Origin of the sequence: Microbacterium sp. MEJ108Y, assembly GCF_000834175.1 — a bacterium.
Classification (GTDB): Bacteria; Actinomycetota; Actinomycetes; order Actinomycetales; family Microbacteriaceae; genus Microbacterium; species Microbacterium forte.
Genome location: NZ_JXQX01000011.1, coordinates 37,757 through 61,110, shown reverse-complemented (window position 1 = coordinate 61,110; position 23,354 = coordinate 37,757). Strand labels below are relative to the sequence as shown.

Sequence of the window (23,354 nt, the reverse complement as noted above, 5' to 3'; positions counted from 1 at the left end):
CTGTTTACCAGCGGTAGTGAGCGAACGCGCGGTTCGACTCGGCCATCTTGTGCGTGTCCTCGCGGCGCTTGACCGCTGCACCGAGACCGTTCGACGCGTCGAGGATCTCGTTCTGGAGACGCTCGGTCATCGTCTTCTCACGACGACCCTTGGCGTAGCTGACGAGCCAGCGCAGCGCGAGGGTGTTCGCGCGGTGCGGCTTGACCTCGACCGGAACCTGGTAGGTCGAGCCACCGACGCGGCGGCTCTTGACCTCGAGAGTCGGGCGCACGTTGTCGAGCGCCTTCTTCAGAGTGGCGACGGCATCCTGACCGTTCTTCGCCTCGACGCCCTTGAGGGCGTTGTAGACGATCGACTCGGCGAGCGACTTCTTACCGTCGACCAGGATCTTGTTGACCAGCTGGCTGACGATCGGAGCGCCGTATACCGGGTCGTTGACGACGGGACGCTTGGGGGCGGGACCCTTACGAGGCATTGGACTCAGCCCTTCTTTGCGCCGTAGAGGCTGCGAGCCTGCTTACGGTTCTTGACGGCCTGGGTGTCCAGGGCGCCACGGACGATCTTGTAGCGAACACCGGGGAGGTCCTTGACACGACCACCGCGGACGAGCACCAGCGAGTGCTCCTGGAGGTTGTGACCCTCGCCCGGGATGTAGGCGGTCACCTCGGTGCCGTTGCGGAGCTTCACACGAGCGACCTTGCGCATCGCCGAGTTCGGCTTCTTCGGGGTGGTGGTGTAGACGCGGGTGCAGACCCCGGCCTGCTGCGGGTTCGACTTGAGTGCGGGCGCCTTGGTCTTGGTGACCTTGGGCGAGCGACCCTTGCGAACCAACTGCTGAATGGTTGGCACGTTCTCTCCTCATAATGCTGCACGGTGACAGCGTGATGGGTTTCACATCAGTGACCCACCGGCACGCCGGAATCGACGTGCCTTTGTGGTGGTGGGTATGCCGTGGGGGCGGACCGGCATGGTGCCGACGCCCAGCGCGCACGTCGAGACGTGCACACACCTGATCAAGTGTAATGCCACGTAACGTGGTGGTCAAATGAGGGCTGCAGCGATCTACGACTGATCCGCGTCGAACGGGGAGTCGAGCGAGTCGGTGAGTTCAGCCAGCAGCGCCTCGATCTGCGGCTCGACATGCTGCGAGATCGCAGCCTGGATGTAGATGCGGTGGCGCAGCAGGATGCCGCAGATCTCGCGACCGACCATGTTCGCGTACTCGTCGGCGAGGGCGACCTCTTGACGCAGGGCGACCTTCGCCTCGTCGCTCAACGGGGGCAGAGGCGGCAGATCGGCGACTGCCTCGTCGGCCATGCCGGCGATCGTGAAGAGGAACGGGGCGCCCGGAACCGGCTCGGGGTCGAGCGGCAGCCCGTCGAACTCGGGATCCAGACCGTCGGCCGGGCGGTAGCTGCGTGCCCGGTTGCGCGCGGCCTGCTGGTCGAGTTCGCGCTGCAGCATCGGCAGGTTCCTGGCGGTGTACTCGGCCACGGCGTGGTCGACGATCGTCTTGATCCGCGTGGAGAGACCGTGCTGCACACCGTGCGGCGTGTTCGAGCCGATGCCCGCCGCAGACAGGATCGGCGACCCCAGACAACGTCGACAGGGCGCGACCCGACCGCGATGGGTCGCCGGCTCCCAGCGCGGCACCCAGCGCAACCAGGCCTCGACGGCCTGGTCGACCTGCGTCTCCAACGAGCGCTCCACACCTAGAGCGTACGGCGCGGCCGCCGCCGACGTGGAGATTTCCACGCCACGGCGGGGCGTCACTCGTCTTCTTTGCGCTCCCAGGGCCACTGCGGATGCTGAGCACGCGTGCGCCGGAGCGCGATGCCGCCCCAGGCCGCGATCGCGGACGCGACGAGGAGCACCGCGCTCGCTCCCCCGCGCACGAGATCACCCGCGACGACCGTCGCGACGATGATGTCGCCACTGGCGGCGGCGACGCCGATCCACACGACGACCAGGTGCGCGAGCGCCGTGGCCAATGCGACCGCCGGCGCCGACACGAACGACGGCTGCGTCCGCCGCAGCGACGACCACAGCGACAACGCGAACGCCACCACGGCCGCCAGCATCCCGATCGCGCCGGGCAGCTGACCGAGACCGGGGACGGCGATGATGTCGCTGTCGGTGGCGATGCTCACCGCGCCGAGGCCGAACACCGCCAGCGCGAAGAAGCTGATGGAGGCGAGCACCAACGCCAGAATGACCGAAACCCCCGGGGACTCGGGTCCACGGGGGTTCGGTGACGACATGTTCGTGACTACCTCGCCAGCGTCGGGCCGGCCTCGAGCGTGCGCTCGTACTCGCGCTGCGCTTCGGCGTTGAGCTCGGTCTTGCGTGCCCCGCTGCGGGCGACCCATGCGCCGAACCAGATGGTCAGCTCACGGGCGAAGACGAAAGCCGCGATGGCGAGCGGGTGGAAGAGCTGCGCTCCGATGAGCTCGCTGCCCTCCCGAGCGGTGAGCAGCCAGAACGGCGCCTCGAAGAGCGCCCCGAGGATGTGCCCGCCGTAGGCGATGAGACCGACGATGATGCCGAAGACCACCCAGAGTCCCCAGCGTCCGCGGTTGATGAAGGCGCCGAGCAGCCAGAAGCCGAGGAAGAACCCGACGACCGGAACCCAGTAGCCCCATGTCATCAGCGGAGCGAGAGCGGCTTCGCCGATGTTCTCGCCGGTGATGTCACCCGCGACGGCACGGAGGCCGAGCGTCGCGCCCAGGTAGAGGATCGCGAAGGCGATGGTCGCGAGCAGGCCGATCGCGCCCGCGGTGCCGCGGTTGCCTCGTTCACGGGGCGGCTCGGGAGCCTGGACGAAGATCGGCTGCTGCTGGATCGGAACGACGACCGGCTCGGCGGCTGCCGGCTCCGACGGGACGATCCGGGTCTCCGTCTGGTCGGCCGACGAGTACGCGGCTCCGGCCAGGGCGGACTGCTCGTGCGCGGCCGGCGGCGTGTACGCGGCCGTCGCGTCGGCATCCGTGTTCCAGGACTTCGTCGCGTCGGCATCCGTGTTCCACGACTTCGTCGTGTCGTCTGCGTCGTCGAGGTACTTCGGGTCGTTGAGCTCCGGCGTCGCGAAGGTGCCGGGGTGTTCGTTCTCGGCAGCCTCGAATGCGGCGACATCGGGGTCGACGGCGGGCTGGGTCGGAGCGGGAGCCGACGTCTCGTGCGTGGGATCCGCGGGCGTGCCATGCACGCCTGCACTCGCTGCGGCGGCGTCGTCGAGTCCAGCGTTCGCGCTGTCGACGACGTCGTTGACGTCTTTCGGCCGCTCGGGCTGTGGAACCTCGGGGTCACTCATGGGTGCGCCTCTCATCGGATGTGTGCTCTGCGAGATTACCGCCGCGCGCCCGCGCCCCGACGGAGGCGTGCCGACGTGTCGCTGAGCCCGTGATCACGCATCTCGTCCTCAGGACGAGATGCGGCGGCATCGTCAGCGAAGGGTGGCGCGAAGGGCGTCGCCGATGAACGACGCGACGACCGGCACGATCGGCATCGAGAACCAGATCAGGGCGCCCACCACGCCGATGCACAGCACTGCGGCGATCCAGCTGATCACCGCGTTTCGCCCCGCGACACGCGTCATGCCATCACGCTACGACCGCCGGCGCCGCGCCGGCGGTCGCAACGCCGCGAACGATGCGACCACGACCGCAGGTCAGCCCTTCGTCGCGCCGGCCGTCAGCCCGCCGACGATGTATCGCTGAAGGAAAAGGAAGAGGATCATCACCGGGATCGCCGCCATCACCGCGCCGGCCGAGAACGCCGACCAGTCGGCGTAGCGCGGGTTCGCGACGAGCTTCGTCAGGCCGACGACCAGGGTCTGCTGGTCGACGTCGACGAGCATGACACTCGCGATCACGTACTCGTTGACCGTGCCGATGAACGACAGCAGCGCGACCACCGCGAGGATCGGGGCGACCAGCGGCAGGATCATCGTGAAGAAGATGCGGGCGTGACCGGCGCCGTCGATGCGGGCGGCCTCGTCGAGCTCCATCGGGAGGGTGTTGAAGAAGCCGTACATCAGGTAGGTGTTCACGCCGAGCGCGCCACCGAGGTAGACGAGGATCAGACCGGTGTGCGTGTTCAGGCCGATGGCGGGGAACCAGTCCCCGAGCGTCGACATCAGCAGGAAGATCGCCACCACGGCCAGGAGCTGCGGGAACATCTGCACGACGACGATCGTCACGAGGCCGATGCGACGGCCGGCGAAGCGCATGCGCGAGAAGGCATATGCAGCCAGGGCGCCGATGAAGACGGTCACGGCGCCGGTCACCACGGCGATGACCAGCGTGTTCAGGAACCACAGGCCGTAGGGGTTCTGCGGATCGCTGAGGATGCGCACGTAGCTGTCGAAGCCGAACGCGGAGAAGAGCTGGTTCGAGCCGGTAAGCGTGCCCTTCGGATTGAGAGACGCCGAGACGACGTACAGCAGCGGGAAGAGCGCGAAGGCGCTCACGACGATGGCGACCACATGGCGCCATCCGGTGTCTGCGAACCACGCGCCGAAGCTGCGGCGACGGGCCGCGAGGTTCTGCGCGACGGCGACGGGGCGGGCGGTGCCGGTGTCCGTGGTGCTCATGTCAGTTCAGCTCCTCGAGGGCCTTGGTCTTGCGGAAGCTGATGATCGAGATCGTCGCGACCACGATGAAGATCAGGATCGTGAACGCGGAGGCGAGGCCGTAGTCACGGGACTGACCCGTGAACGCCACCTTGTAGACCATCGAGATCAGGATGTCGGTGTGCCCGACCGGGATGCTGACGTCCTCGAACCGCGGCCCGCCCTTTGTCAGCATGTAGATCAGGTTGAAGTTGTTGAAGTTGAACGCGAAGGACGAGATCAGCAGCGGCGCGACCGTCACGAGCAGCAGCGGCAGCTTGATGCGGCGGAAGACCTGCCAGGGGTTTGCGCCATCCATCACGGCGGCCTCATTCACGTCCTCGGGAATGCCCTGCAGGGCGCCCATGCAGACGAGGAACATGTAGGGGAAGCCCAGCCAGAGGTTGACCAGGAGCACCGACACCTTCGCGAGGTTCGGGTCGGTGAGCCACGGGATGTCCGCTCCCCCGAAGATCACCTGGTTGATGAATCCGAAGCTCTCGTTCATCATGCCTGCCCAGACGAGGGCCGACAGGAACGCCGGGAACGCATACGGGAGGATCAGGATGATCCGATAGCCGTTGCGGAACCGCATCCGCGTGTTGTTGAAGACCAGTGCGAGCAGCAGTCCGAGGAAGAACGTGGTCGCGACCGAGAGCAGTGCGAACACGAAGGTCCAGATCGTCACCGAGATGAGCGGACCGCGGATGTTCTCGTCGCTCACCGCACGAACGAAGTTGTCGAAGCCGACGGTGGTCTGCCAGCCGGGCAGCAACTCGGCGCCGTCCTCGGCGATGAACGACCCCTGACCGGTGTCGGAGTACACCGCGCCGGTCGTCGTGTCGGTGATGGTGTCGGCGTCTGCGTCGTACTCGAGCGTCGAGACGTACAGGTACCCCTTCTGTCCGTCGGGGGCGCGCAGGCTGCCGTCATTGGGGTCGTCGCTGAAGGGAACCGAGAGCTGCTCGAGCTCTTCCGACAGGGTGAACACCTTCGCGAGCGGGAGCGTGGTCCAGCCGTCGACGGCCACGGCCTGATCGCCCTCGAACTCGGCGTCGACCTCCTGCAGGGGCTGCTCAGCGGTGCCGAGCAGCGCGTCACCCGACTCGGGGTCGGTCACGAGCAGACCATAGGTGCCGAACTGCTCGACGACCGTGACCGGATAGGTGGCGGAATCCTCGACACGCTCCTGGGCGGAGGCGAGGAGCGACGAGATCGCCTGGTCCTTCGTGCCGTTGTGCCCGGTGCCGTAGTTCGTGAAGCCGATGTACCCCGTGTACAGCAGCGTGAACACCTGGAAGATGATCAGGAAGATGATGCCGGGGGTCAGATACTTCGCGGGAATTCGCTTGCGCGAGAAGTAGATGTAGTTGACGAGCACCGTGACGGCCACGACCAGGCCGAGCACCAGCCACTCCTGCTGGCCGAAGAGGACGAACGCCGCGTACAGCGCGATGGCGTCGACGACGGCGAGCAGCAGGATCTTCAGCAGCATCCAGCCGATGGGCCCGGACGCGGCCTCGGCGATCTTCGCCGCCTGGCGCTGGCGCTTGTTCAGTGGAGCCGTGGGCTCAGCGAGTTCTGTCATCTCGTCCCCGTCGTCGAGCTGCCGGGGCGGACGAGGTCCGCCCCGGCAGGGATGGTGCTGGGTGTCGTTACTTGATTGCTGCGGTCACGTCGTCGACGAGCTTCTGCCACGTCGTCGTCGGGTCGGAGCCGTTGATGATGGCAGCCTCTGCGACGCCCCAGAACTCCCACACGGAGCCCATGGCGGGGATGGCCGGCATCGGCACCGCGTCCTCACCGACGGCCTGGAAGCCGGCGATGATCGGGTCGGATGCTGCGGAGTCGGCTGCGGCCGTCAGCGCGGGCAGGACGTTTCCTGCCTTGAACAGCTCGAGCTGCACCTCTTCGGTGCCGATGTAGTTCACGAGGAAGTCGTTCGCGGCGACCTTGTTCTTCGACTCGGAGCTCACGAAGAAGCCCTTGACGCCGGCGAACGGCGAGGCGGTCTCGCCCGTGGGGCTCGGGATCGGGTCGATCGCGACGTTGATGCCGGCGTCGGTCGCGGCGCCGACGTTCCACGGGCCGGTCAGCCAGAAGGCCGCGGTGCCGTCGAGGAACTGCTGCTTGGCGATCTCGCCGTCGATGTCGGTGTTCAAGGTGCCCGCTGCGCCCTGAGCGGCGAGCCAGTCGGCGAAGGCGAAGCCGCCCTCGCTGCCGAGCTGGAGGTCGCTCGAGTCGTAGCTCCCCGAGTCGTCGGTGCCGAAGACCGGGGCGCCGAATGCCGTCTGGAACGGGTACAGGTGGTACGGGTTGCCCTCGGTGCCCTGCTCGACCACGAAGGTGCCCTTCGAGACCATGTCGTCGAAGCTCGTCGCGGCGGCGGGGACCATGTCGGCGTTGCGCAGCACGGCGATGTTCTCGACCGCGTAGGGAAGCATGTAGACGGTGCCGTCGTAGGTCGCAGCCTGAAGTGCGACGGGCAGGTAGTCGGCCGACGAGTCGCCGAGCTCGAGCGGTGCGACGACACCGTTCGTGGACAGCTCGCCGAGCCAGTCGTGCGCTCCCATGACGACGTCGGGGCCCTTGCCGGTCGGCACCTGCTGGATGAAGTCGTCCTTCATGTCGTCGACGGACTTGCCCACGAGTTCGACCTTGACCCCGGTCTTCTCCTCGTAGGAGTCGGCGGCGCTCTGCAGCGCGTCGACACGCTCGGCGTCGACCCAGACGGTCAGCGATCCGCTGCTCTCGCCCTCGGCCGAGTCGCCGCCATCGGTCGCGGTCGAGCAACCGGCAAGCGTAAGAGTCGAAACGATCGCGATGACGCCGGCGGCGACGATGCCCCTCTTGTTCACCTTCATTGGTGTGTCCCTCTCTGAAGTGCTGTGGCCTGCAGGACTGCAAGCGCTTACAGTATGCATCGAGATCGTCAGGAATCGCAATGCAAGAAGCCTTCGATATCAAGCTGTAACCGCGGAATGTCGGCTGAGGCGTGATGGAAGCGCTTCCAAGCGAGCATGAAAACGACGGTGTCGATACACTTTGCTTATGGCTGACAGTTCCTTTGACATCGTCTCGAAAGTGGATCACCAGGAGGCCGAGAACGCCCTGAACCAGGCGCGCAAGGAGATCGAGCAGCGCTACGACTTCAAAGGCACCGGCTCGTCCATCGCCTGGAGCGGCGAGCAGATCCTGATCATCGCCGGCACCGAAGAGCGTGCGAAGGCCGTTCTCGACGTCTTCCAGTCCAAGCTCATCAAGCGAGGCATCTCGCTCAAGAGCCTCGAGTCGGGCGACCCGTTCGCGAGCGGCAAGGAGTTCCGAATCGTCTCGACCCTCAAGGACGGCATCTCGTCGGAGAACGCGAAGAAGATCAACAAGATCATCCGCGACGAGGGCCCCAAGGGTGTGAAGAGCCAGATCCAGGGCGACGAGCTGCGCGTGCAGTCCAAGAGCCGTGACGACCTGCAGTCCGTGATCTCCCTGCTCAAGGGCTCGGACCTCGATCTCGACCTGCAGTTCATCAACTACCGCTGACCTCGCAGATCTCAGGGGGACGGATGCCGAGGCATCCGTCCCCCTTCTCTATGCCCGCCGATCGCATTCCGATATATGGGGCGAAGTGCCCGAGACTGGATGCAGTCGCGTCCCGAATGCGACAGACGATGCGGCGATGCATGACGCGCTGCCGAACCACGGCTCCGCGCTTCGCGGATCGCGGTTCCCGCCTTGTGGGGACTGGGCGCAGTACAGCTCCGTGCACGCCATCGTCTGTGGCCGGCGGGTGTCCCAAACACCCGTCGGCCACAGAAATCACCCGTACTTGATCCCGCGACGACGCACCGAGCGCGAGCCCCGACATGCTCGTCCGAAAACTCGTCTGTGGATTATTGGCATCGCGATCCACTTCGTGATGTAGTGGCCGTCCGGGCACATCATGGGGAGCCCGGATCTGGAAAGCAACTGGGGGCAGTCCATGAACACCAACAGCTCGATGACGAGTGTCAGAGAAAGCAAGCAGCTCTTAGCAGAGGAGGTTTTTCAGCACATCGGCGCGCAGATCGTGGACGGTGTGCTGGAGCCGGGGTATCGCATCCGCGATGTCGATGTCGCCGAAGAACTGCATGTGTCGCGGACTCCGGTGCGAGAGGCGTTACAGCGCCTCGAGCGTCTCGGGCTCGTGACGATGTACCCGAGCAGATACACCGAGGTCACGGCGGTCACACCCGAGACCGTCGAGCAGACGCTCGAGTTCGCGGGGTATCAGGCGGGGATTGCGGCTCGAATGGGCGTCGCGCGGATGAGCCAGGAAGAACGCGAGAGCCTCGCCGAACTCGTCGAGCAGATGTACACGGCGCTCGATGACGACGTGCACATCTCCAACACGAGGTGGGCGGTGTTCTCGTTTCTGAGCACGCGCAGCCGGAACGCACAGCATCAGGTGCTGATCAACGATGCGAGCATGGCGCTGTTCCGCAACCTCCGCGGCTGGAGCGTTCCCGAGAACGACCGGGAGCGCATGCTCCAGGTCTATCGGGACTTCCACGACGCGGTGCTGCGCGGCGATGCCGATGACGCAGAGCGTCAGGCCCGACTGATGCACTACGTCTGACCGCTGCGTCTGATCGCTGTCAGCGCGCGGCCGTCCAGCCTCTGACCCACCGGTCGAGGCGACGATACGCTTCCTCTCTCGCCTCATGGCGAGAGAGGAAGACGTCGTGCAGGGCACCGTCGATGCGCTCGACAGTGACAGACGGACCGAGCTTCAGCGCCGCCCGCGCGATGTCGTCGACCACCAAGACCGAGTCTGCTCGGGTGAGGTCTTCAGACCATCGTGTGGGCGTCGCCGAGCGTGCGGAGAGCAGCACGCACACGGCTGCGTCGATCGTCAGTCCTGCCGCGACCTTGGCGTGTCCGGAGAGGATCGCGTGGAACCACCCCGCGTGCACGGCCATCGTCTGCGCGGGTCGCCACGTGAGGTTCACCTCGACAGGATCCTCGGGGTCGGCGACCTCCTGCTGCGCCCGGGTGTAGAACCCGAGATCGACCTGCGGGGCGACCTCGCGGGGAGCCCACCGCGCCTGGAGCTCGGCGACGGGGGCGATCAGCGGGCGGGCCGATGCGACCTGGAACTCGAGCCACGGACTGTTCAGGATCACTGCATCCGCTGTCTCGGGGTGCCGCGATGCCCACAGGCTCAGTGTGAGCCCGCCCGTGGAATGTCCGAGAAGCACCAGGCGCCGCGTGGATGCGGTCGTCTCGGGGCTGCGGCCCATCGCGTGCAGCGCCGCAGCGATGTCCTCGTCGTACGCGCCGAGGTCGGTGATGTACCCGGGCGTCTGACCGTCGCGCAGACTGCGTCCGTACTTGCGCAGGTCGAGGGCGAAGAAGCGCGCACCTCGCGCGGTCCAGAAGCGAGCGAGTCTCTTCTGGAAGAAGTAGTCCGACCAGCCGTGCACGTAGAGCACGTCGACGTCATCGAGCGGAAGACGATGCCCCCGCATGCGATTCCACCACGGCTGCTCCCGCGGCAGGGCTCGCACGAGAGTGGCGACCAACGGCCCCTCGTCGTCCTCACCGAGTTCGAGCGTGAGCTGGTCGAACTCGTCGCCGAGAACGTCCGGTATCCACTCAGGCATGCCGCCAGGCTAGCCGACGGCGTGCGGGCTACTCGGGAGCGGTGTGTCCGACCGTGAAGTTGCGCACGACCTTCTCTGCCAGAGGAGCCGGGTCGGCGGCACCGGATCCGTTGTCGTAGGTCATCAGTCGGATCCAGTCGGGGCCGACGCGCACGTCGAGGATGTTCTCGCCGTTCTGGCCCTCACTGGCCTTGGCGGCATCGGCGCCCTCGACCTCGACGGGGTCGCCATCGAGCTTCTCGAACGCCCATGCTCCTGCGGGAAGCGTCGTGAGGATCAGATAGCTCGATCCCTCGTACTCGCTTCCGGCCGACTTGAAATAGCAGATGCGGGAGCCGTTGACGACCTCGTACACCTCAGCAGGGATCCCCCAGCCGCCGAAATCCGTGAAGAGAGCCGCGTCCGACACTCCGAATGCGGCGTCCACCTGCTCCGGCGTCACGAAGCGCTCGCACGGAGCACCCACGATGTCGCTGTCGACGTACTCGACCTCGCGCGTGCTCGACGCCGCCGACGCCGCGATCCCCCGCAGCGCCTCTTCGATCGGAGAGGTGTCGTCCGCGCCGAGATCGGGGTCGACGACGGTGGCCGACAGCAGCACGTCTCCGTCTGGCAGCTCGAACCCGCAGCGTCCGTTCTCACAGCTCGCCGCTTCGCCCCAGAAACCCTGACGCTCGGTCGCGCCGGCGATCACCGCCTGCGCATCGGGGACGATCGTGACCTCCCAGTTGCGCTCCGCGTCGCCTGCCGAGCAGGCGATTCCGCCGGCCCGCTGGAACATGTGCTGCGCCGGACCGGGAAGCCAGCTCATCGCCGACACTGTTGAGAGCACCGGCTCGACAGGTGTCGACGGCTCGCCCACGAGCTCCGCCATCGTCGCGGCGACGTCGTCGCACGTCACGTCGAACGCCGTCTCCGGCTCGACGATCGGCGCCGGTGTCGGTGTCGGTGTCGCCGTCTGAGACGGCGACACCGACGGCGAAGCCGAGGGCTTCGGCTCGGCTGTCGGCTCGGCGGTGCACCCTGAGACGAGCAACAGGGCAGCAGTGCCGAAGACGATCAGAGAGCGCAGTCGCATGCACTCAGCCTAAGGATGCCGGCTCTCCGACACGCGAGGTGCCGACAACGATCCGGTGTCGGTCACTCTCCGCGAGAGACGCGCACCATCTCGACACGCGGCACGACCTTGACGCGGGCACGCTCCTGCGGCGCGCCGAGGGCGACCTCGTGCTCGTCGAGTCGATGCCAGCCCTCGAGGTCGGTCCACTTGACGCCGCGTTCCTGCAGCAGCGCGGGGATCGCCTCTTCTGAAGGGTCCTCCGGGTGCCACCACGACCCCTGGTCGTTGATGATGTGCCGCACGGTCTCCATGGCATCCGACTTCGTGTGGCCGATGAGCCCGACAGGTCCGCGCTTGATCCAGCCGGTGGCGTAGATGCCGGTCATCTGCTGGTTCGAGTCCTTGGCGAGCACCTGGCCCTCGCGGTTGGGGATCACGCCGTGCTTCTTGTCGAAGGGCACGCCGGGGAGCGGTGAGCCGAAGTATCCGATCGCGCGGTAGAGCGCCTGCAGCGGCACTTCGCGCATCTCACCCGTGCCCACTGCGCCGCCCTGTCCGTCGGGCTTCGTGCGCTCGTAGACGAGAGCCGCCACGCGGCCGGCTTCGTCCTTGCGGACCTCGACCGGGCGGGCCCAGAAGTGCAGGTGCAGGCGACGGGATGCCGTTCCCCCTGCGTTGTTCGCATCGCCTCTGGCGTCATTGACCGACGGGCGCTTGCGCCACGACTGCAGGATGCGGTCGATGACCATGACCTGCTTGTTGCTGGCCACGGCGTCCTTCGACGCCTCGTCATAGTCGAAGTCCTCGTCGTACACGACCATGTCGACGTCGCGCAGCTCGCCGAGCTCGCGCAGCTCGAGCGGGGTGAACTTGACCTGCGCGGGGCCACGGCGACCGAACACGTGCACGTCGGTGACCGCGCTCGCCTTCAGCCCCTCGTAGACGTTCTCGGGGACCTCGGTGACCAGCAGGTCTTCCGCGTGCTTCGCCAGCATGCGGGCGACGTCGAGAGCGACGTTGCCGTTGCCCAGCACGCCGACCGAAGCGGCATCCAGCGGCCATTCGCGCGGCACGTCGGGGTGTCCGTCGAACCAGCTCACGTAGTCGGCTGCCCCATAGGCGCCGACCGCATCGATGCCGGGGATGTCGAGGGCGGTGTCTCGGATCGCGCCCGTGGCGAAGATCACCGCGTTGTAGTGGTTCTTCAGATCATCGAGCGTGATGTCCTCACCGAAGCGCACGTTGCCGAACAGACGGATGTCGCCGCGGTCGAGCACATCGCGGAGCGCGTTGATGATGCCCTTGATGCGGGGGTGGTCGGGGGCCACTCCGTAGCGGACCAGGCCGTAGGGTGCCGGAAGCTGCTCGAAGAGATCGATGGAGACGTCGAACTTGCGCTCGGCCTTCAGCAGGATGTCGGCGGCATAGATGCCGGCGGGGCCCGCTCCGACGATGGCCAGTCTGAGCTTGGTCATAAGGGGTCCTTTCGTATGCCGTCACGCCCGACGCACGCGGCCGATGGCCGCGACGCGGTCAGCTGGAGCGTTCGACGAGGGTCTCTGCGAAACGGGTGAGCGCATCGCGCACGGTGCCGCGCGGAAGCGCGGTGAGCGCATCGATCGCATCCCGGGTCCAGGAATGCGCGAGCGCGAGGGTCTTCTGAGTGCCGACGTGGTCTCGGAGCTCGGTGAGCGGGCCGTCGAGGATCCCGGGGTCCTCACCCTCGGCGATGCGGGTGACCCCGTCGTCGATGCGGGCGGCGAGGTCGATCGACGCGTCGTCGGTCTCGGCCTTCAGCAGCAGGTACGGCATCGTCGGAACGCCGGCGCGCAGGTCGGTTCCCGGCACCTTGCCCGTGTCCTCGGGCTTGGCCGACAGGTCGATCACGTCGTCGAGCAGCTGGAAGGCGACGCCGATCTTCTCGCCGTACACACGCAGCGGCTCTTCGTATTCCGAGGGTGCGTTCGAGAAGATCACGCCGCCCTGCGTCGCCGCGGCGATCAGGGAACCGGTCTTGTCGGCGAGCACCTGGAGGTAGAACTCGATGGGGTCGTCTCCGGGCTGCGCACCGAGAGTCTCGTGCATCTGGCCGAGGACCAGACGCTCGAAGGTGTCGGCCTGCAGGCGGATGGCGCGCTCGCCCAGACGCGACATCAGCTGGCTCGCGCGGGAGAAGAGGATGTCGCCGGTGAGGATCGCGATGTTGTTTCCCCACACCGCGTGCGCGGCGGGGACGCCACGACGGCGGTCGGCGCCGTCCATGACATCGTCGTGGTACAGCGATCCGAGGTGCGTGATCTCCAGCGCCTTCGCGACGTCGATCACCTGCTCGGTGTTGCCGTCGCCCAGCTGGGCCGCCAGCAGGGTGAGCACAGGGCGGATGCGCTTGCCCCCCGCCTCGTAGAGGTAGCGGCTCGCGGCGTCGGCCAGCGGGTCGGCGACGCGCACATCGTCGGCGAGACCGGTCTCGACACGCTCGAGACCGTCTTCGATCGCCTGAGCGATGCGTCGACCTGCAGTGCCGATGAAGACACGGTCGCTGAAACCGAGACGGCTCGCCAGTCGCGAACCCGGGGCTACGCGGCTCGAAGTCACGGTCTCAGCCTACCGTCGTCAGCCGTGCGGGTTCGCGCGTCGTACTCACGCGGCCTTGAACGCCCGGTGCAGTGCGACGATCCCGAACGAGAGGTTGCGGTACTCGACCTCGGTCCACCCGGCCTCGCGAATCCACGCAGCGAGCTTCTTCTGATCCGGCCAGTCGCGGATCGACTCGTTCAGGTAGTCGTACGCGTCGCCGTTCGTGCCGGCGATACGGGCCACCCGAGGCAGCACCTGCGAGTTGTAGAAGCGGTACCCGGCACGGAACAGGGTGCCGGGCGGGGTCGAGAACTCGTTGATCACGAGGCGACCGCCCGGCTTCGTCACCCGCAGCAGTTCGCGGAGCGCCTTCTTCGGATCGTTGACGTTGCGGAGGGCGTACGACATGGTGACGGCGTCGAACTCGCCGTCCTCGAAGGGCAGATCGGTGGCATCCGCCTGCACGAAAGAGAGATTGCGGATGCTGCCGTGGCGCCGCTTGCCCTCGGCGAGCATGCCGGGCGAGAAGTCGGCGGCGACGACCTGCGCTCCGCTGCGGGCGAGGGATGCCGACGACGACGCGGTGCCCGCACCGAGGTCGAGGATCTTCTCCCCCGGCTTCGGGGCGACGGCCCTGGTCGTGGCTGCGCGCCAGAGGGCGTCGTTGCCGACCGTCATCGCCGTGTTCGTGCGGTCGTAGCCCGCGGCGACCTGGTCGAACATGCCGCTGACGCGGGCCGGGTCCTTGCCGAGATCGGCGCGGTTTGCTTCGTTCGAGGTCACGTGCCCAGTCTAGGCGCGAGGTGCAGGGCATCGAGGCGATCGAGCCAGAGATCCGGAGTCGCATCGTCGAACGGAGCGGTCTGATCGCGCACGCGCTGCTCGAGGTCGAGCGCGAGTGCCTCGAGCCGGGTGATGATCTCGGCGGGATATCCGTACTGCACGATGTGCTCGGCCCACTCGTCGCGGTCGTCGACCCAGATGCCCCGCGGCCCATCGACCCGCACGACGTCGAGGTCCATGTCGATGCCGACCGCGAGCAGCGGGTCGTCCGACCAGCGCACATCCCATCCGATGTCGATGTAGACGCGCATGCCCTTCGGATGATCGCGATTCACGGTCAGGGCGAAGTCGGGCTGTCGCGGCACCAGCGTCACGTTGGGGGTCTCTGCGATGTAGGCCGCACCCGGTCGAGCGCTGGGCCAGCCGGCCGGCTGGCCGATCCAGTCGCCCCACTCGTCCGCACCGAGATACACGCACTCGTGCCGCCAGTGCGGCGAGCCGTCCCATTTGCGCCACTGGAAGATCATCTCGGTGCCGGGTTCGGGGCGGGCGTCGCTCATGCACTCAGCGTAAGCGGGGTCACTCACATCCCGGTCGACGAGCGACGAACTAGGCTGGAGGGGTGAGCAGCAGGCTGGTCGTGGAGACCCGAGAGATCGATCCGGTCGAGGATCTCCTGGCCTACGCCGACCCGTCGCGGCCCCTCGCCTGGCTGCGCCGCGGTCACGGCATCGTCGCCGTGGGAGACGGCGTGGTCGAGACGATCCGCATTCCCGCAGGCGCTGCGTCCATGCGCTCGGCCGCCATCGCCGCCGCCTGGCGAGACCTGGCGGAGGATGCCGAGATCGACGACGACCTCCGGCTTCCCGGCTCGGGGCTCGTCGCGTTCGGTGCGCTGACCTTCGACGAGGACTCCGCCGCCGACAGCGTTCTCGTCGTGCCTGCGCTCGTGATCGGCCGGCACCATGGGCGCACGTGGCTCACCCGCATCCGCTCGACGTCGCACTCCGCGGCCGAACCGCAGCCCGATGCGTCGACGATCGGCTACGGCCCCCATTGGGCCGGCACGGTCGGGCCGGGGGCGCAGAGCCCGCAGGGCTATCAGGACTCCGTCCGCCAGGCGCTCGACCGCATCGCCGGTGGCGCCCTCAGCAAGGTCGTGCTCGCTCGCGACCTCACCGGCAGCATCCCCGCCGGATCCGACCTGCGCCGCCTCGTGCGCGCGCTGTCGACCGGATACCCCGACACCTGGGCCTTCGCGGTCGACGGGCTGATCGGCGCGAGCCCCGAGACGCTCGTCACCGTGCAGCAGCGCACCGTCACCGCCCGTGTGCTGGCCGGAACCATCGGCCGAGGGGCCGATGCGGATGCCGACACCACGGCATCCGCTCACCTGGCCTCGAGCACCAAGGATCTCGACGAGCACGAGTATGCGGTGCAGAGCGTGCTCGCCTCGCTGCGCCCGCACACGCGCGCGCTGGCCGCGAGCGAGCAGCCTTTCCTGCTCAAGCTGCCGAACCTCTTCCACCTGGCGACCGATGTCGAAGGCGAGCTGGCCGACGGCGGCTCGTCGCTCGATCTGGTCGGCGCCCTGCATCCGACGGCCGCTGTGGCAGGAACCCCCACATCCGCTGCGATCGCGGCGATCCGCGAACTCGAACCGTTCGACCGCGGTCGCTATGCCGGCCCGGTCGGGTGGGTCGACGGAGCCGGCAACGGTGAATGGGCCATCGCGCTGCGCTGCGCGCAGTTCACTCCCGCCGAGACCGACATCGCCGTCACCGCCTATGCGGGCGCGGGAATCGTCGCCGGCTCGGACCCCGAGTCGGAGCTGCTCGAGACCCGAGTCAAGTTCCGTCCGCTGGTCGACGCCCTCGCCTGAGCGACGCCGGTCGCCACCCGGTCAGCTCGCGGCGAGACGCTTCTTCTCGGCCTCGACGTCGAAGTCGGCCGCCGGCCACTGCGGATCGATCTGCTGCAGTGCGTCGAGCAGCAGCTCCTGCACGGCGAGGCGGGCGAACCACTTGTGGTCGGCCGGGATCACATGCCAGGGTGCCGCAGCGGTCGAGGTGCGCTCGAACGCCTTCTGGTAGGCCGCCATGTAGTCGTCCCAGAGCAGTCGCTCGTCGACATCGCCCGGGTTGTACTTCCAGTGCTTGTCGGCCCGCTCGAGCCGCTCCATCAGCCTCTCCTTCTGCTCGTCGCGAGAGATGTGCAGCATGACCTTGATGATGCGGGTGCCGGAGGCCGCGACCTCGGCCTCGAACTCGTTGATCGCGTCGTACCGCCGTTCGATCTCGTCGGACGGGGCCAGCGACCGCACCCGGCCGATGAGCACGTCCTCATAGTGCGAGCGGTCGAACACCCCGATGAACCCCGGCTCCGGCAGCCGCTTGGCGACACGCCACAGGAAGTCGTGCGCGAGCTCCTCCTCCGTCGGCGCCTTGAACGCCGTGAGCGCGACACCCTGCGGGTCGACGCCGCCGACGACGTGCCGCACGATGCCTCCCTTGCCCGCCGAGTCCATCGCCTGCAGGATCAGCAGCACCGAGTCCTTCGCGACTCCGACGCGACTCTCGGCGAACAGCCGCTCCTGCAGCTGATTGAGCTCGTCGAGACCGGACGCGAGATCGCGCTTGCCGTCGGCCTTCGCGCCGCTGTATCCCGGAGTGCTCTGCGGATCGACGTCGCAGAGACGGAATCCGTCGCCGACCTGGCGGGTCTTGGCCCACTCGTGCGCTGTCATGCGTTCATCCTGCCACTGCGGATGCACGCCACGCCGAACCGGATCAGCGCGTGAGCGGCACCTCGATCAGCTGACGACCACCGGCCGGAGCGGTGAGAGCCTGATCGAGCGCCGTGCGGGTCGTGACGCGCTGATACTCCCACCCGTAAGCGAGGGCCAGCTGCTCGAGACGCACCGTGTGCGGGGTGTAGAACGCTCTGTCGAGGTCGGCGCGAGCCGCTGTGCCCGCGACCTCCAGGCCGTCGAAGATCGTGCCGCCGCCGTCGTTGCCCACGATGACCTGAATGCGCGGTTCGTGCTCATCGGGTGGCAGCAGCAGCGCTCCGACGTCGTGCAGGAAGGCGAGGTCGCCGAGCAGCACGCGGGTGACCCCCGGGGCTCCCCCGGCCTGACTCGCGAGAGCGATGCCTGTGGCAGTCGCGATCGTGCCGTCGATCCCGGCGAGTCCGCGGTTGGCGTGCACCGGGACCTTCTTGCCGCCGAGCACCGAGTCGGCCACCCTGACGAGGCGCGACGAGCCGAAGACGAGCCGGTCGTGCGGCCAGGTCGCCCGCCAGACGGCGTCGGCGAGGAGTTCGCGATCGAGCGGGCGGCGCACGGCAGCCAGCTCGGCCCTCACGGCATCACGTCGAGCGGACGGATCGGTGGAGGTGAGACCGTCCTGGTCGGGGGCGCGTTCGCTGAGGTCGACGGCGCGAGCGGCGGATGCCGTGAGCCAGGCTCCGAGCCACTCGCGATCGGCGGGGCCGGCGGCGACCGCGACGGACGCCGCAGGCGTCGTGCGCCCGTTGAGGTCGAGAGCCTCACCGCCGCGGCGGACGGCGATCACCTCGACGTCTCCACGCGACAGCAGACGGGCCACCTCGCGGCTGAGAGTCGGATGCCCGAGCACGACGGCGCGCTCGATGCGGCCGCCCAACTCGTCGTCGCTCAGCAGCGCTCGATAACCGTGCACGACCTGGCGTCCGAAGCGGGCACCGCTGACGATCTCGGCGATCAACGGCCAGGATCCGGCGTGTGCGACCTCTTCGGCATCCGGCCCGGCATCGGCGCCCGCGATCACGACCGTACGCGGCCCGCGCTCGAGCACGAGCGGCTCTGCGGCGACCGGCCTCGGAGCCTCGCCCGGTGCGATGTCGACAGCGGGAACGTCGCCAGACAGCGGCTCACGCGACGGCAGATTCAGGTGCACGGGGCCTGAGACTCCGGGGAGGCCGTGCTCGGCATCGGCCCCCATCGCGGCCGCGACGGCTCGCACCGCCAGACCTGACCAGTCGCCGTCACCGGGAACAGGTGCGTCGATCTGCTCGCGCACCCAGGAGGCGAACATGCCCGGTTGGATCGTCGCCTGGTTGGCTCCGACTCCGCGGAGCTCGGGCGGGCGGTCGGCCGTCAGCAGCAGCAGCGGCACTCCTGAGTGGAAGGCCTCCATCGCCGCCGGGAGGAGATTCGCGGCGGCGGTTCCCGAGGTGCAGAGCACTGCGGCGGGGACTCCGGTCTCACGCGAGAGACCCAGTGCCGTGAACCCTGCGACGCGCTCATCGATGCGCACATGCAGGCGCAGGTGCCCCTGGTTCGCGGCGTGCACTGCGGCGAGCGCGAGCGACTGAGATCGAGAACCCGGCGAGAGCACGAGATCGCGGACGCCGTGGGCGATGAGGTCGGCGATCAGGGATGCCGCGGCATCCGTCGCCGGCGATGCTGTCACGGACGCGTGTCCGGCGCCGTGCCGTCCGGTGCGGTGCCGTCGTCGGTCTCGTCCTCGAGCTTCGCGAGCTCCTCTTCGAGGCGGCGGATGCGGGCATCCTGTTCGCTCTTGCTGATGCTGCGGAGGAACTGGGGGTCGTCGTCGGGGGCGATGATGCGGATAGCCCCGCCGTTGTCGTTGGCGCGGCGGCGGCCGAGCGTGAACCAGAGGATCCCGCCGATGACCGGGATGAAGACGACGATCGCGATCCACGCGGCCTTGGGCACGCCCCGGTGCCGCGTCGGCGGCTGCACTGCGCAGTCGACGATGCTGAACACCCAGAAGATGGCGGCCAGGAAGCCGCCCACGATCAACAGTCTCGCCACCCCTCCAGTGTAGGCGGGTCTGCGAGACGTGGACCTGTGGGGGTGCCGTCGAGCGGTCGCCGATGCCCGATTGTTAGACTGCGCGCACCATGCATGCCCCGTCGACGCGACTGCGACACCAGGGCGTCGAGCGGATGCTGATCCTCCGGGTCGCTCTCGCGCTCGGCCTCGCCCTGCTGCTCGTGATCGGCGCGTGGTCTACGTCGCATGGCAAAGCAGATGCGCACGCGACGCTGTGCCTCGCGCCGGGTGCGAGCGCCGCGTCGCTCTCGGGCCACCATGACGGTGGCGGCACCGCGATGGATGCGGCCCCGTCCGATGCCGGGATCGTCGTCGCCGCGCTGTGCTGCTTCGTGCTCGTGCTGCTCCTCCTCCGGTTCGGCAGACGCGGCGGTCTCATCCGCACCGGCATCCCCGTGCGTGCGTCTGCTCCGCCTCGCGCGGGCCCGCAGCGGTGCATCCCCGCGCTCACCCTCACGCAGCTGTCGCTCTCCCGCACCTGAATCAGGCACGCCGTTCGTCGGCGACCCCCGGCCGCACTCTCGTCGCGGCCTCATCACCCTGCCTGATCCGAACCGTTGGAGAACCCCATGAAGACCCCTGTCAAGGCGACCCTGATCGCCATCGCCGTCGCGATCGTCCTCGCGATCGTCGGCATCGTCTATGCCATGTCGCAGCAGGCCGCTGATCCGGCTCCGCCCGAGGGTGAGAAGCTGCAGACCGTCCGCACCGACTCGCACGTGCTCGACGACGGAGGGGCCGGAGCCGTCACGGTCGTCGAGTTCCTCGACTTCGAGTGCGAGGCGTGTGCCGCGTTCTACCCGATCGTCGAAGACCTGCGTGAGCAGTATGACGGCGAGATCACCTACGTCGTGCGGTACTTCCCGCTGCCGGGGCACATCAACTCGACGCAGGCCGCTCTCGCCGCCGAGGCCGCGGCAGAGCAGGACCGCTTCGAGGACATGTACCACCGGCTGTTCGAGACGCAGGCCCAGTGGGGCGAGCAGTCGGAGGAGACTCCGGAGGTGTTCCGGGCGCTCGCCGTCGACCTCGGACTCGACATGGCCGCCTACGACGCGGCGGTCGCCGACCCGGCGACGCTCGAACGCGTGCAGGCCGACAAGAGCGACGGCGAGCGGCTCGGAGTGCGCAGCACCCCCAGCTTCTTCATCGACGGCGAACCCGTCGTGCTGGAGGCGTGGGATGACCTCGAGGCGGCGATCGAGGAGGCTGTGAACGGGTGAGTCAGAGAAGGCCGCGGGCGACGAGCGCCTCCTGATAGCCCGCGGCCTTGTCGTGGATCACCTGTCGACAGGCGATCAGCGACTCGATCTGCGCATCGAGTGAGCGTTCGTGTGCACGCAGCAGGGCGAGTCGCTCGGCCTCATTGCCGCTGCCCGCTCGCACGAGGGCGGCGTATTCGCGCAGCAGCGCGATCGGCGCCCCGGACTCGCGGAGCCGCCCCAGCAGGGCGAGCCATGCGAGCGAATCGTGGGCGTACACGCGCCGCCCGCCGGAGGTGCGGGGCACATCACGAGGGAACAGCCCCTCGGCCTCGTACCAGCGCAGGGTGTGCACGCTCACGCCGGCCAGGCGCGCGAGCTCGCCGATGCTGAACGTGCGCGTCGTGTCGACCACATCAACCATGAGGACTCCTCCTTGACTTCGAGTGCACTCTAGATCGTACGGTCGGATCATGACAGCTCCTCTCGACATGATCGCCCGCCAGCAGCCGCTCTCGTCGGAGTTCGGCTACCGCTCCACCGCGGCCGAGGTGATCGCGGGCACAGACCTCGCCGGCAAGACCGCGATCGTCACCGGCGGCTATTCCGGACTGGGACTCGAGACGGTGCGCGCGCTGGCGGATGCCGGAGTGCGCGTGGTCGTTCCGGCACGGCGTGTGGATGCGGCGCAGCAGGCACTCGACGGGATCGCGGAGGCGGCGGTACGGGGCGCCGATCTCAGCGACCTCGACTCCGTCGCGGCGTTCACGGAATCGGTGCGCCGCGACGGTCAGCCGATCGACCTCGTGCTGAACGTCGCCGGCATCATGGCCACCCCGTTCGGTCACACGGCGCAGGGCTTCGAGTCGCAGTTCGGCACCAACCACCTGGGTCACTTCGCCCTGGTGGGCGGGGTGGCGGACCTGCTGTCAGACCACGCCCGCGTCATCTCGTACTCATCCGGAGGGCACTTCCGATCCCCCGTGCGGTTCGACGACATCGACTTCGCGACGACGCCCTACGACCCCTGGGTCGCATATGGGCAGTCGAAGACGGCGAACGCTCTGTTCGCCGTGGGCCTTGCGCGACGCGGCGCCGAGCGCGGCATCCTCGCCTTCTCGGTGCATCCCGGCGGGATCATGACCGAGCTGCAGCGGCACGTTCCCCGTGAGGAGCTGCTCTCTCGCGGCTGGATCGATGAGGACGGCACCCCGAACCCGCGTTTCAAGACACCGACTGAAGGTGCGTCGACAGGGCTCTGGGCAGCGACCGCCACGGAGCTGATCGAGCGCAGCGGTGCGTATTGCGAGGACTGCTCGATCAAGGGGATCGTCGCGCCCGACCACAGCGACATGACCACCGGCGGGGTGAAGGAGTGGGCGATCGACCCTGAGGCCGCCGAGCGACTCTGGGCGCTGTCGGTCTCCGCGACAGGCGTCGACGCCTTCGCCTGAGTCTGACCGCCGCGGCCCGATCAGTCGAGAGAGAGCCGGAGGATGCGGTCGTCTCCGTCTGACGGATCACCGCGTCCGTCGGTGTTGTTCGTGAGGATCCAGGCGTCTCCTCCCGGCCCGACCACGACATCGCGGAGGCGGCCGAACTCGCCGACGAACTGTTCGGTGCCGGCCGTCAGATCATCGAGCGGCACCGTGCGCAGGCGCTCGCCCCGGAGGTTCGCGATCACGATGCTCGAGCCCGTCACGGCGATGCCGCTCGGGCTCGCAGTCTCCGGCCGCCACTGCTGCACGGGGTCGATGTAGTCGCCGTCGTCGGCGATTCCCTCGACCTCGGGCCAGCCGTAGTTGCCGCCGGGCTCGATGACGTTGAGTTCATCCCAGGTGTCCTGCCCGAACTCGCTCGCGTACATGCCGCCTTCCGCATCCCAGGCGATGCCCTGCGGATTGCGGTGCCCGTAGCTGTAGACGGGTGAGTCGTCGAAGGGGTTGTCTGCGGGAACCTCTCCCTCGGGTGTGAGCCGCAGGATCTTGCCCGACAGCGCGTCGAGGTCCTGAGCGCTGTCACGATCGCCCGCGTCGCCCGTCGTGACGTACAGCATCCCGTCGGGCCCGAACGCGATGCGTCCGCCGTTGTGGTTGCCGGCTGCGGGGATGCCGTCGATCACCACGGTCGCGGGCCCCAGCGACAGTCCTCCTGCGTCCCCGACGATCGTCCGCCGCTCGACACGGTTCTCGCCCTGCGCCGTGAAGTACGTGAAGAGCTCGCCGTCGCTCACGGCGAGCCCGAGCAGTCCGCCCTCGCCACCGGGTTCCACGCCGTCGATGACAGCGACCTCGTGCACCTCGCCGGTCTCGCCGATCTCGAGCACGCGGGCACTGTGGCGCTCACTGACCAGAGCGGCATCGCCATGGAAGGCGATCGACCAGGGTGCTTCCAGCTCGTCGACGAACGACTCGGATGCCGGCGCCGACACCGGGTTCGGTGCGGGGGCGCAGCACGCCAGCAGGAGAACTGCGCTGACGGATGCGGCGGCGAGCGCGGCAGCGGTGCGCGGCCAGGCAGGTGAGGGGCACGGCATCCGATTCGCAGGCATGAGTCCATCCAACGCGTTCTTCGCGCGGAGCGACAGGGACGATCCAGGCGTCGTCGCGTGGGCCGCGTCGGTCGGGGTCATCGCGGGCCT

Annotated in this window: 26 protein-coding genes; 6 read left to right on the top strand and 20 right to left on the bottom strand. The window is 68.1% G+C overall.

The features are described from left to right. Positions 1-4: 4 nt before the first annotated feature. From rpsG to RU09_RS06425, 9 genes are all read right to left on the bottom strand, one after another. On the bottom strand, positions 5-475 hold the full coding sequence (rpsG, locus tag RU09_RS06460) for a 30S ribosomal protein S7 (protein ID WP_042538706.1): 471 nt from the start codon (positions 473-475) through the stop codon (positions 5-7). Between the two features lie 5 nt (positions 476-480). Continuing rightward, a complete protein-coding gene (rpsL, locus tag RU09_RS06455; RefSeq protein WP_042538704.1) occupies positions 481-849 on the bottom strand; it encodes a 30S ribosomal protein S12 in 369 nt (122 codons plus the stop codon). 213 nt (positions 850-1,062) lie between these two features. After that, entirely contained in the window at positions 1,063-1,710 is a 648-nt protein-coding gene (locus tag RU09_RS06450) for a hypothetical protein (protein WP_042538702.1), read from the bottom strand. A 59-nt stretch (positions 1,711-1,769) separates the two neighbouring features. Next, positions 1,770-2,201 (bottom strand): hypothetical protein, encoded by a 432-nt coding sequence (locus RU09_RS06445; RefSeq protein WP_052492890.1) that lies wholly within the window; start codon positions 2,199-2,201, stop codon positions 1,770-1,772. A 68-nt stretch (positions 2,202-2,269) separates the two neighbouring features. Next, positions 2,270-3,310 carry a hypothetical protein gene (locus RU09_RS06440; protein WP_042538699.1) on the bottom strand — a complete coding sequence of 347 codons (1,041 nt, stop codon included), beginning with the start codon at positions 3,308-3,310 and terminating at the stop codon, positions 2,270-2,272. A gap of 132 nt (positions 3,311-3,442) precedes the next feature. Next, entirely contained in the window at positions 3,443-3,595 is a 153-nt protein-coding gene (locus RU09_RS18480) for a hypothetical protein (RefSeq protein WP_153302240.1), read from the bottom strand. A 72-nt stretch (positions 3,596-3,667) separates the two neighbouring features. Further along, positions 3,668-4,591: a sugar ABC transporter permease gene (locus tag RU09_RS06435; protein WP_042538698.1), complete on the bottom strand. Its 924-nt coding sequence runs from the start codon at positions 4,589-4,591 to the stop codon at positions 3,668-3,670. Position 4,592: 1 nt separating this feature from the next. Next, positions 4,593-6,197 (bottom strand): ABC transporter permease subunit, encoded by a 1,605-nt coding sequence (locus tag RU09_RS06430; RefSeq protein ID WP_042538696.1) that lies wholly within the window; start codon positions 6,195-6,197, stop codon positions 4,593-4,595. Between the two features lie 67 nt (positions 6,198-6,264). Next, on the bottom strand, positions 6,265-7,473 hold the full coding sequence (locus tag RU09_RS06425; RefSeq protein ID WP_042538694.1) for a sugar ABC transporter substrate-binding protein: 1,209 nt from the start codon (positions 7,471-7,473) through the stop codon (positions 6,265-6,267). 187 nt (positions 7,474-7,660) lie between these two features. Here RU09_RS06425 and RU09_RS06420 point away from each other — a divergent pair, with 187 nt between their 5' ends. Next, a complete protein-coding gene (locus RU09_RS06420; protein WP_042538692.1) occupies positions 7,661-8,149 on the top strand; it encodes a YajQ family cyclic di-GMP-binding protein in 489 nt (162 codons plus the stop codon). A gap of 439 nt (positions 8,150-8,588) precedes the next feature. Then, complete coding sequence (locus RU09_RS06415) at positions 8,589-9,224, top strand: GntR family transcriptional regulator (RefSeq protein WP_228385561.1); 636 nt, start codon at positions 8,589-8,591, stop codon at positions 9,222-9,224. A 19-nt stretch (positions 9,225-9,243) separates the two neighbouring features. Here RU09_RS06415 and RU09_RS06410 read toward each other — a convergent pair whose 3' ends face one another. From RU09_RS06410 to RU09_RS06385, 6 genes are all read right to left on the bottom strand, one after another. Then, on the bottom strand, positions 9,244-10,251 hold the full coding sequence (locus RU09_RS06410) for an alpha/beta hydrolase (RefSeq protein ID WP_042538690.1): 1,008 nt from the start codon (positions 10,249-10,251) through the stop codon (positions 9,244-9,246). Positions 10,252-10,279: 28 nt separating this feature from the next. Beyond that, positions 10,280-11,329, bottom strand: coding sequence for a hypothetical protein (locus RU09_RS06405; protein WP_042538688.1), 1,050 nt, complete (start codon positions 11,327-11,329; stop codon positions 10,280-10,282). 62 nt (positions 11,330-11,391) lie between these two features. After that, the gene (locus RU09_RS06400) at positions 11,392-12,786 is read right to left on the bottom strand and encodes an FAD-dependent oxidoreductase (protein WP_042538686.1); all 1,395 of its coding nucleotides are present in this window, start codon (positions 12,784-12,786) and stop codon (positions 11,392-11,394) included. Positions 12,787-12,844: 58 nt separating this feature from the next. Beyond that, positions 12,845-13,906: a polyprenyl synthetase family protein gene (locus RU09_RS06395; protein WP_042538684.1), complete on the bottom strand. Its 1,062-nt coding sequence runs from the start codon at positions 13,904-13,906 to the stop codon at positions 12,845-12,847. Positions 13,907-13,951: 45 nt separating this feature from the next. Next, on the bottom strand, positions 13,952-14,671 hold the full coding sequence (locus RU09_RS06390) for a class I SAM-dependent methyltransferase (RefSeq protein WP_042538682.1): 720 nt from the start codon (positions 14,669-14,671) through the stop codon (positions 13,952-13,954). Continuing rightward, complete coding sequence (locus RU09_RS06385) at positions 14,668-15,231, bottom strand: hypothetical protein (protein WP_042538680.1); 564 nt, start codon at positions 15,229-15,231, stop codon at positions 14,668-14,670. The genes RU09_RS06390 and RU09_RS06385 overlap by 4 nt, the downstream gene beginning before the upstream one ends. Before the next feature lie 62 nt (positions 15,232-15,293). Between RU09_RS06385 and RU09_RS06380 the strand changes: the two genes are divergently transcribed. Next, positions 15,294-16,553, top strand: a complete 1,260-nt coding sequence (locus RU09_RS06380; protein ID WP_042538678.1) for an isochorismate synthase — start codon at positions 15,294-15,296, stop codon at positions 16,551-16,553. Positions 16,554-16,574: 21 nt separating this feature from the next. Here RU09_RS06380 and RU09_RS06375 read toward each other — a convergent pair whose 3' ends face one another. Genes RU09_RS06375 through RU09_RS06365 form a run of 3 tightly spaced genes read right to left on the bottom strand, consistent with a single transcriptional unit; the run spans position 16,575 to position 19,490 of the window. Further along, positions 16,575-17,417 (bottom strand): polyphosphate kinase 2 family protein, encoded by an 843-nt coding sequence (locus RU09_RS06375; protein ID WP_042538676.1) that lies wholly within the window; start codon positions 17,415-17,417, stop codon positions 16,575-16,577. A 43-nt stretch (positions 17,418-17,460) separates the two neighbouring features. Beyond that, positions 17,461-19,125, bottom strand: a complete 1,665-nt coding sequence (gene menD / locus RU09_RS06370; RefSeq protein WP_042538674.1) for a 2-succinyl-5-enolpyruvyl-6-hydroxy-3-cyclohexene-1-carboxylic-acid synthase — start codon at positions 19,123-19,125, stop codon at positions 17,461-17,463. Next, entirely contained in the window at positions 19,122-19,490 is a 369-nt protein-coding gene (locus tag RU09_RS06365; RefSeq protein ID WP_042538672.1) for a PLD nuclease N-terminal domain-containing protein, read from the bottom strand. Before RU09_RS06365 ends, menD begins: the two co-directional genes overlap by 4 nt. Positions 19,491-19,579: 89 nt before the next feature. Here RU09_RS06365 and RU09_RS06360 point away from each other — a divergent pair, with 89 nt between their 5' ends. Both RU09_RS06360 and RU09_RS06355 read left to right on the top strand, forming a co-directional pair. Next, complete coding sequence (locus tag RU09_RS06360; protein ID WP_042538670.1) at positions 19,580-19,993, top strand: hypothetical protein; 414 nt, start codon at positions 19,580-19,582, stop codon at positions 19,991-19,993. Positions 19,994-20,080: 87 nt separating this feature from the next. Further along, positions 20,081-20,734 carry a DsbA family protein gene (locus tag RU09_RS06355; RefSeq protein ID WP_042538668.1) on the top strand — a complete coding sequence of 218 codons (654 nt, stop codon included), beginning with the start codon at positions 20,081-20,083 and terminating at the stop codon, positions 20,732-20,734. 1 nt (position 20,735) lies between these two features. On the opposite strand, the gene RU09_RS06350 is transcribed toward RU09_RS06355, so the two are convergent. Next, on the bottom strand, positions 20,736-21,137 hold the full coding sequence (locus RU09_RS06350; RefSeq protein ID WP_042538666.1) for a MerR family transcriptional regulator: 402 nt from the start codon (positions 21,135-21,137) through the stop codon (positions 20,736-20,738). 49 nt (positions 21,138-21,186) lie between these two features. Here RU09_RS06350 and RU09_RS06345 point away from each other — a divergent pair, with 49 nt between their 5' ends. Beyond that, entirely contained in the window at positions 21,187-22,167 is a 981-nt protein-coding gene (locus RU09_RS06345) for an oxidoreductase (RefSeq protein WP_197065979.1), read from the top strand. 20 nt (positions 22,168-22,187) lie between these two features. On the opposite strand, the gene RU09_RS06340 is transcribed toward RU09_RS06345, so the two are convergent. After that, a complete protein-coding gene (locus RU09_RS06340) occupies positions 22,188-23,345 on the bottom strand; it encodes a PQQ-dependent sugar dehydrogenase (protein ID WP_231567480.1) in 1,158 nt (385 codons plus the stop codon). Positions 23,346-23,354 lie beyond the last annotated feature (9 nt).

Coding starts and splice junctions, on each gene's coding strand:
- rpsG (WP_042538706.1), bottom strand. CDS start 475: ATGCCTCGTAAGGGTCCCGCCCCCAAGCGTCCCGTCGTCAACGACCCG.
- RU09_RS06440 (WP_042538699.1), bottom strand. CDS start 3,310: ATGAGTGACCCCGAGGTTCCACAGCCCGAGCGGCCGAAAGACGTCAAC.
- RU09_RS18480 (WP_153302240.1), bottom strand. CDS start 3,595: ATGACGCGTGTCGCGGGGCGAAACGCGGTGATCAGCTGGATCGCCGCA.
- RU09_RS06435 (WP_042538698.1), bottom strand. CDS start 4,591: ATGAGCACCACGGACACCGGCACCGCCCGCCCCGTCGCCGTCGCGCAG.
- RU09_RS06430 (WP_042538696.1), bottom strand. CDS start 6,197: ATGACAGAACTCGCTGAGCCCACGGCTCCACTGAACAAGCGCCAGCGC.
- RU09_RS06425 (WP_042538694.1), bottom strand. CDS start 7,473: ATGAAGGTGAACAAGAGGGGCATCGTCGCCGCCGGCGTCATCGCGATC.
- RU09_RS06420 (WP_042538692.1), top strand. CDS start 7,661: ATGGCTGACAGTTCCTTTGACATCGTCTCGAAAGTGGATCACCAGGAG.
- RU09_RS06415 (WP_228385561.1), top strand. CDS start 8,589: ATGAACACCAACAGCTCGATGACGAGTGTCAGAGAAAGCAAGCAGCTC.
- RU09_RS06410 (WP_042538690.1), bottom strand. CDS start 10,251: ATGCCTGAGTGGATACCGGACGTTCTCGGCGACGAGTTCGACCAGCTC.
- RU09_RS06405 (WP_042538688.1), bottom strand. CDS start 11,329: ATGCGACTGCGCTCTCTGATCGTCTTCGGCACTGCTGCCCTGTTGCTC.
- RU09_RS06400 (WP_042538686.1), bottom strand. CDS start 12,786: ATGACCAAGCTCAGACTGGCCATCGTCGGAGCGGGCCCCGCCGGCATC.
- RU09_RS06385 (WP_042538680.1), bottom strand. CDS start 15,231: ATGAGCGACGCCCGCCCCGAACCCGGCACCGAGATGATCTTCCAGTGG.
- RU09_RS06375 (WP_042538676.1), bottom strand. CDS start 17,417: ATGACAGCGCACGAGTGGGCCAAGACCCGCCAGGTCGGCGACGGATTC.
- RU09_RS06360 (WP_042538670.1), top strand. CDS start 19,580: ATGCATGCCCCGTCGACGCGACTGCGACACCAGGGCGTCGAGCGGATG.
- RU09_RS06355 (WP_042538668.1), top strand. CDS start 20,081: ATGAAGACCCCTGTCAAGGCGACCCTGATCGCCATCGCCGTCGCGATC.
- RU09_RS06350 (WP_042538666.1), bottom strand. CDS start 21,137: ATGGTTGATGTGGTCGACACGACGCGCACGTTCAGCATCGGCGAGCTC.
- RU09_RS06345 (WP_197065979.1), top strand. CDS start 21,187: ATGACAGCTCCTCTCGACATGATCGCCCGCCAGCAGCCGCTCTCGTCG.
- RU09_RS06340 (WP_231567480.1), bottom strand. CDS start 23,345: ATGACCCCGACCGACGCGGCCCACGCGACGACGCCTGGATCGTCCCTG.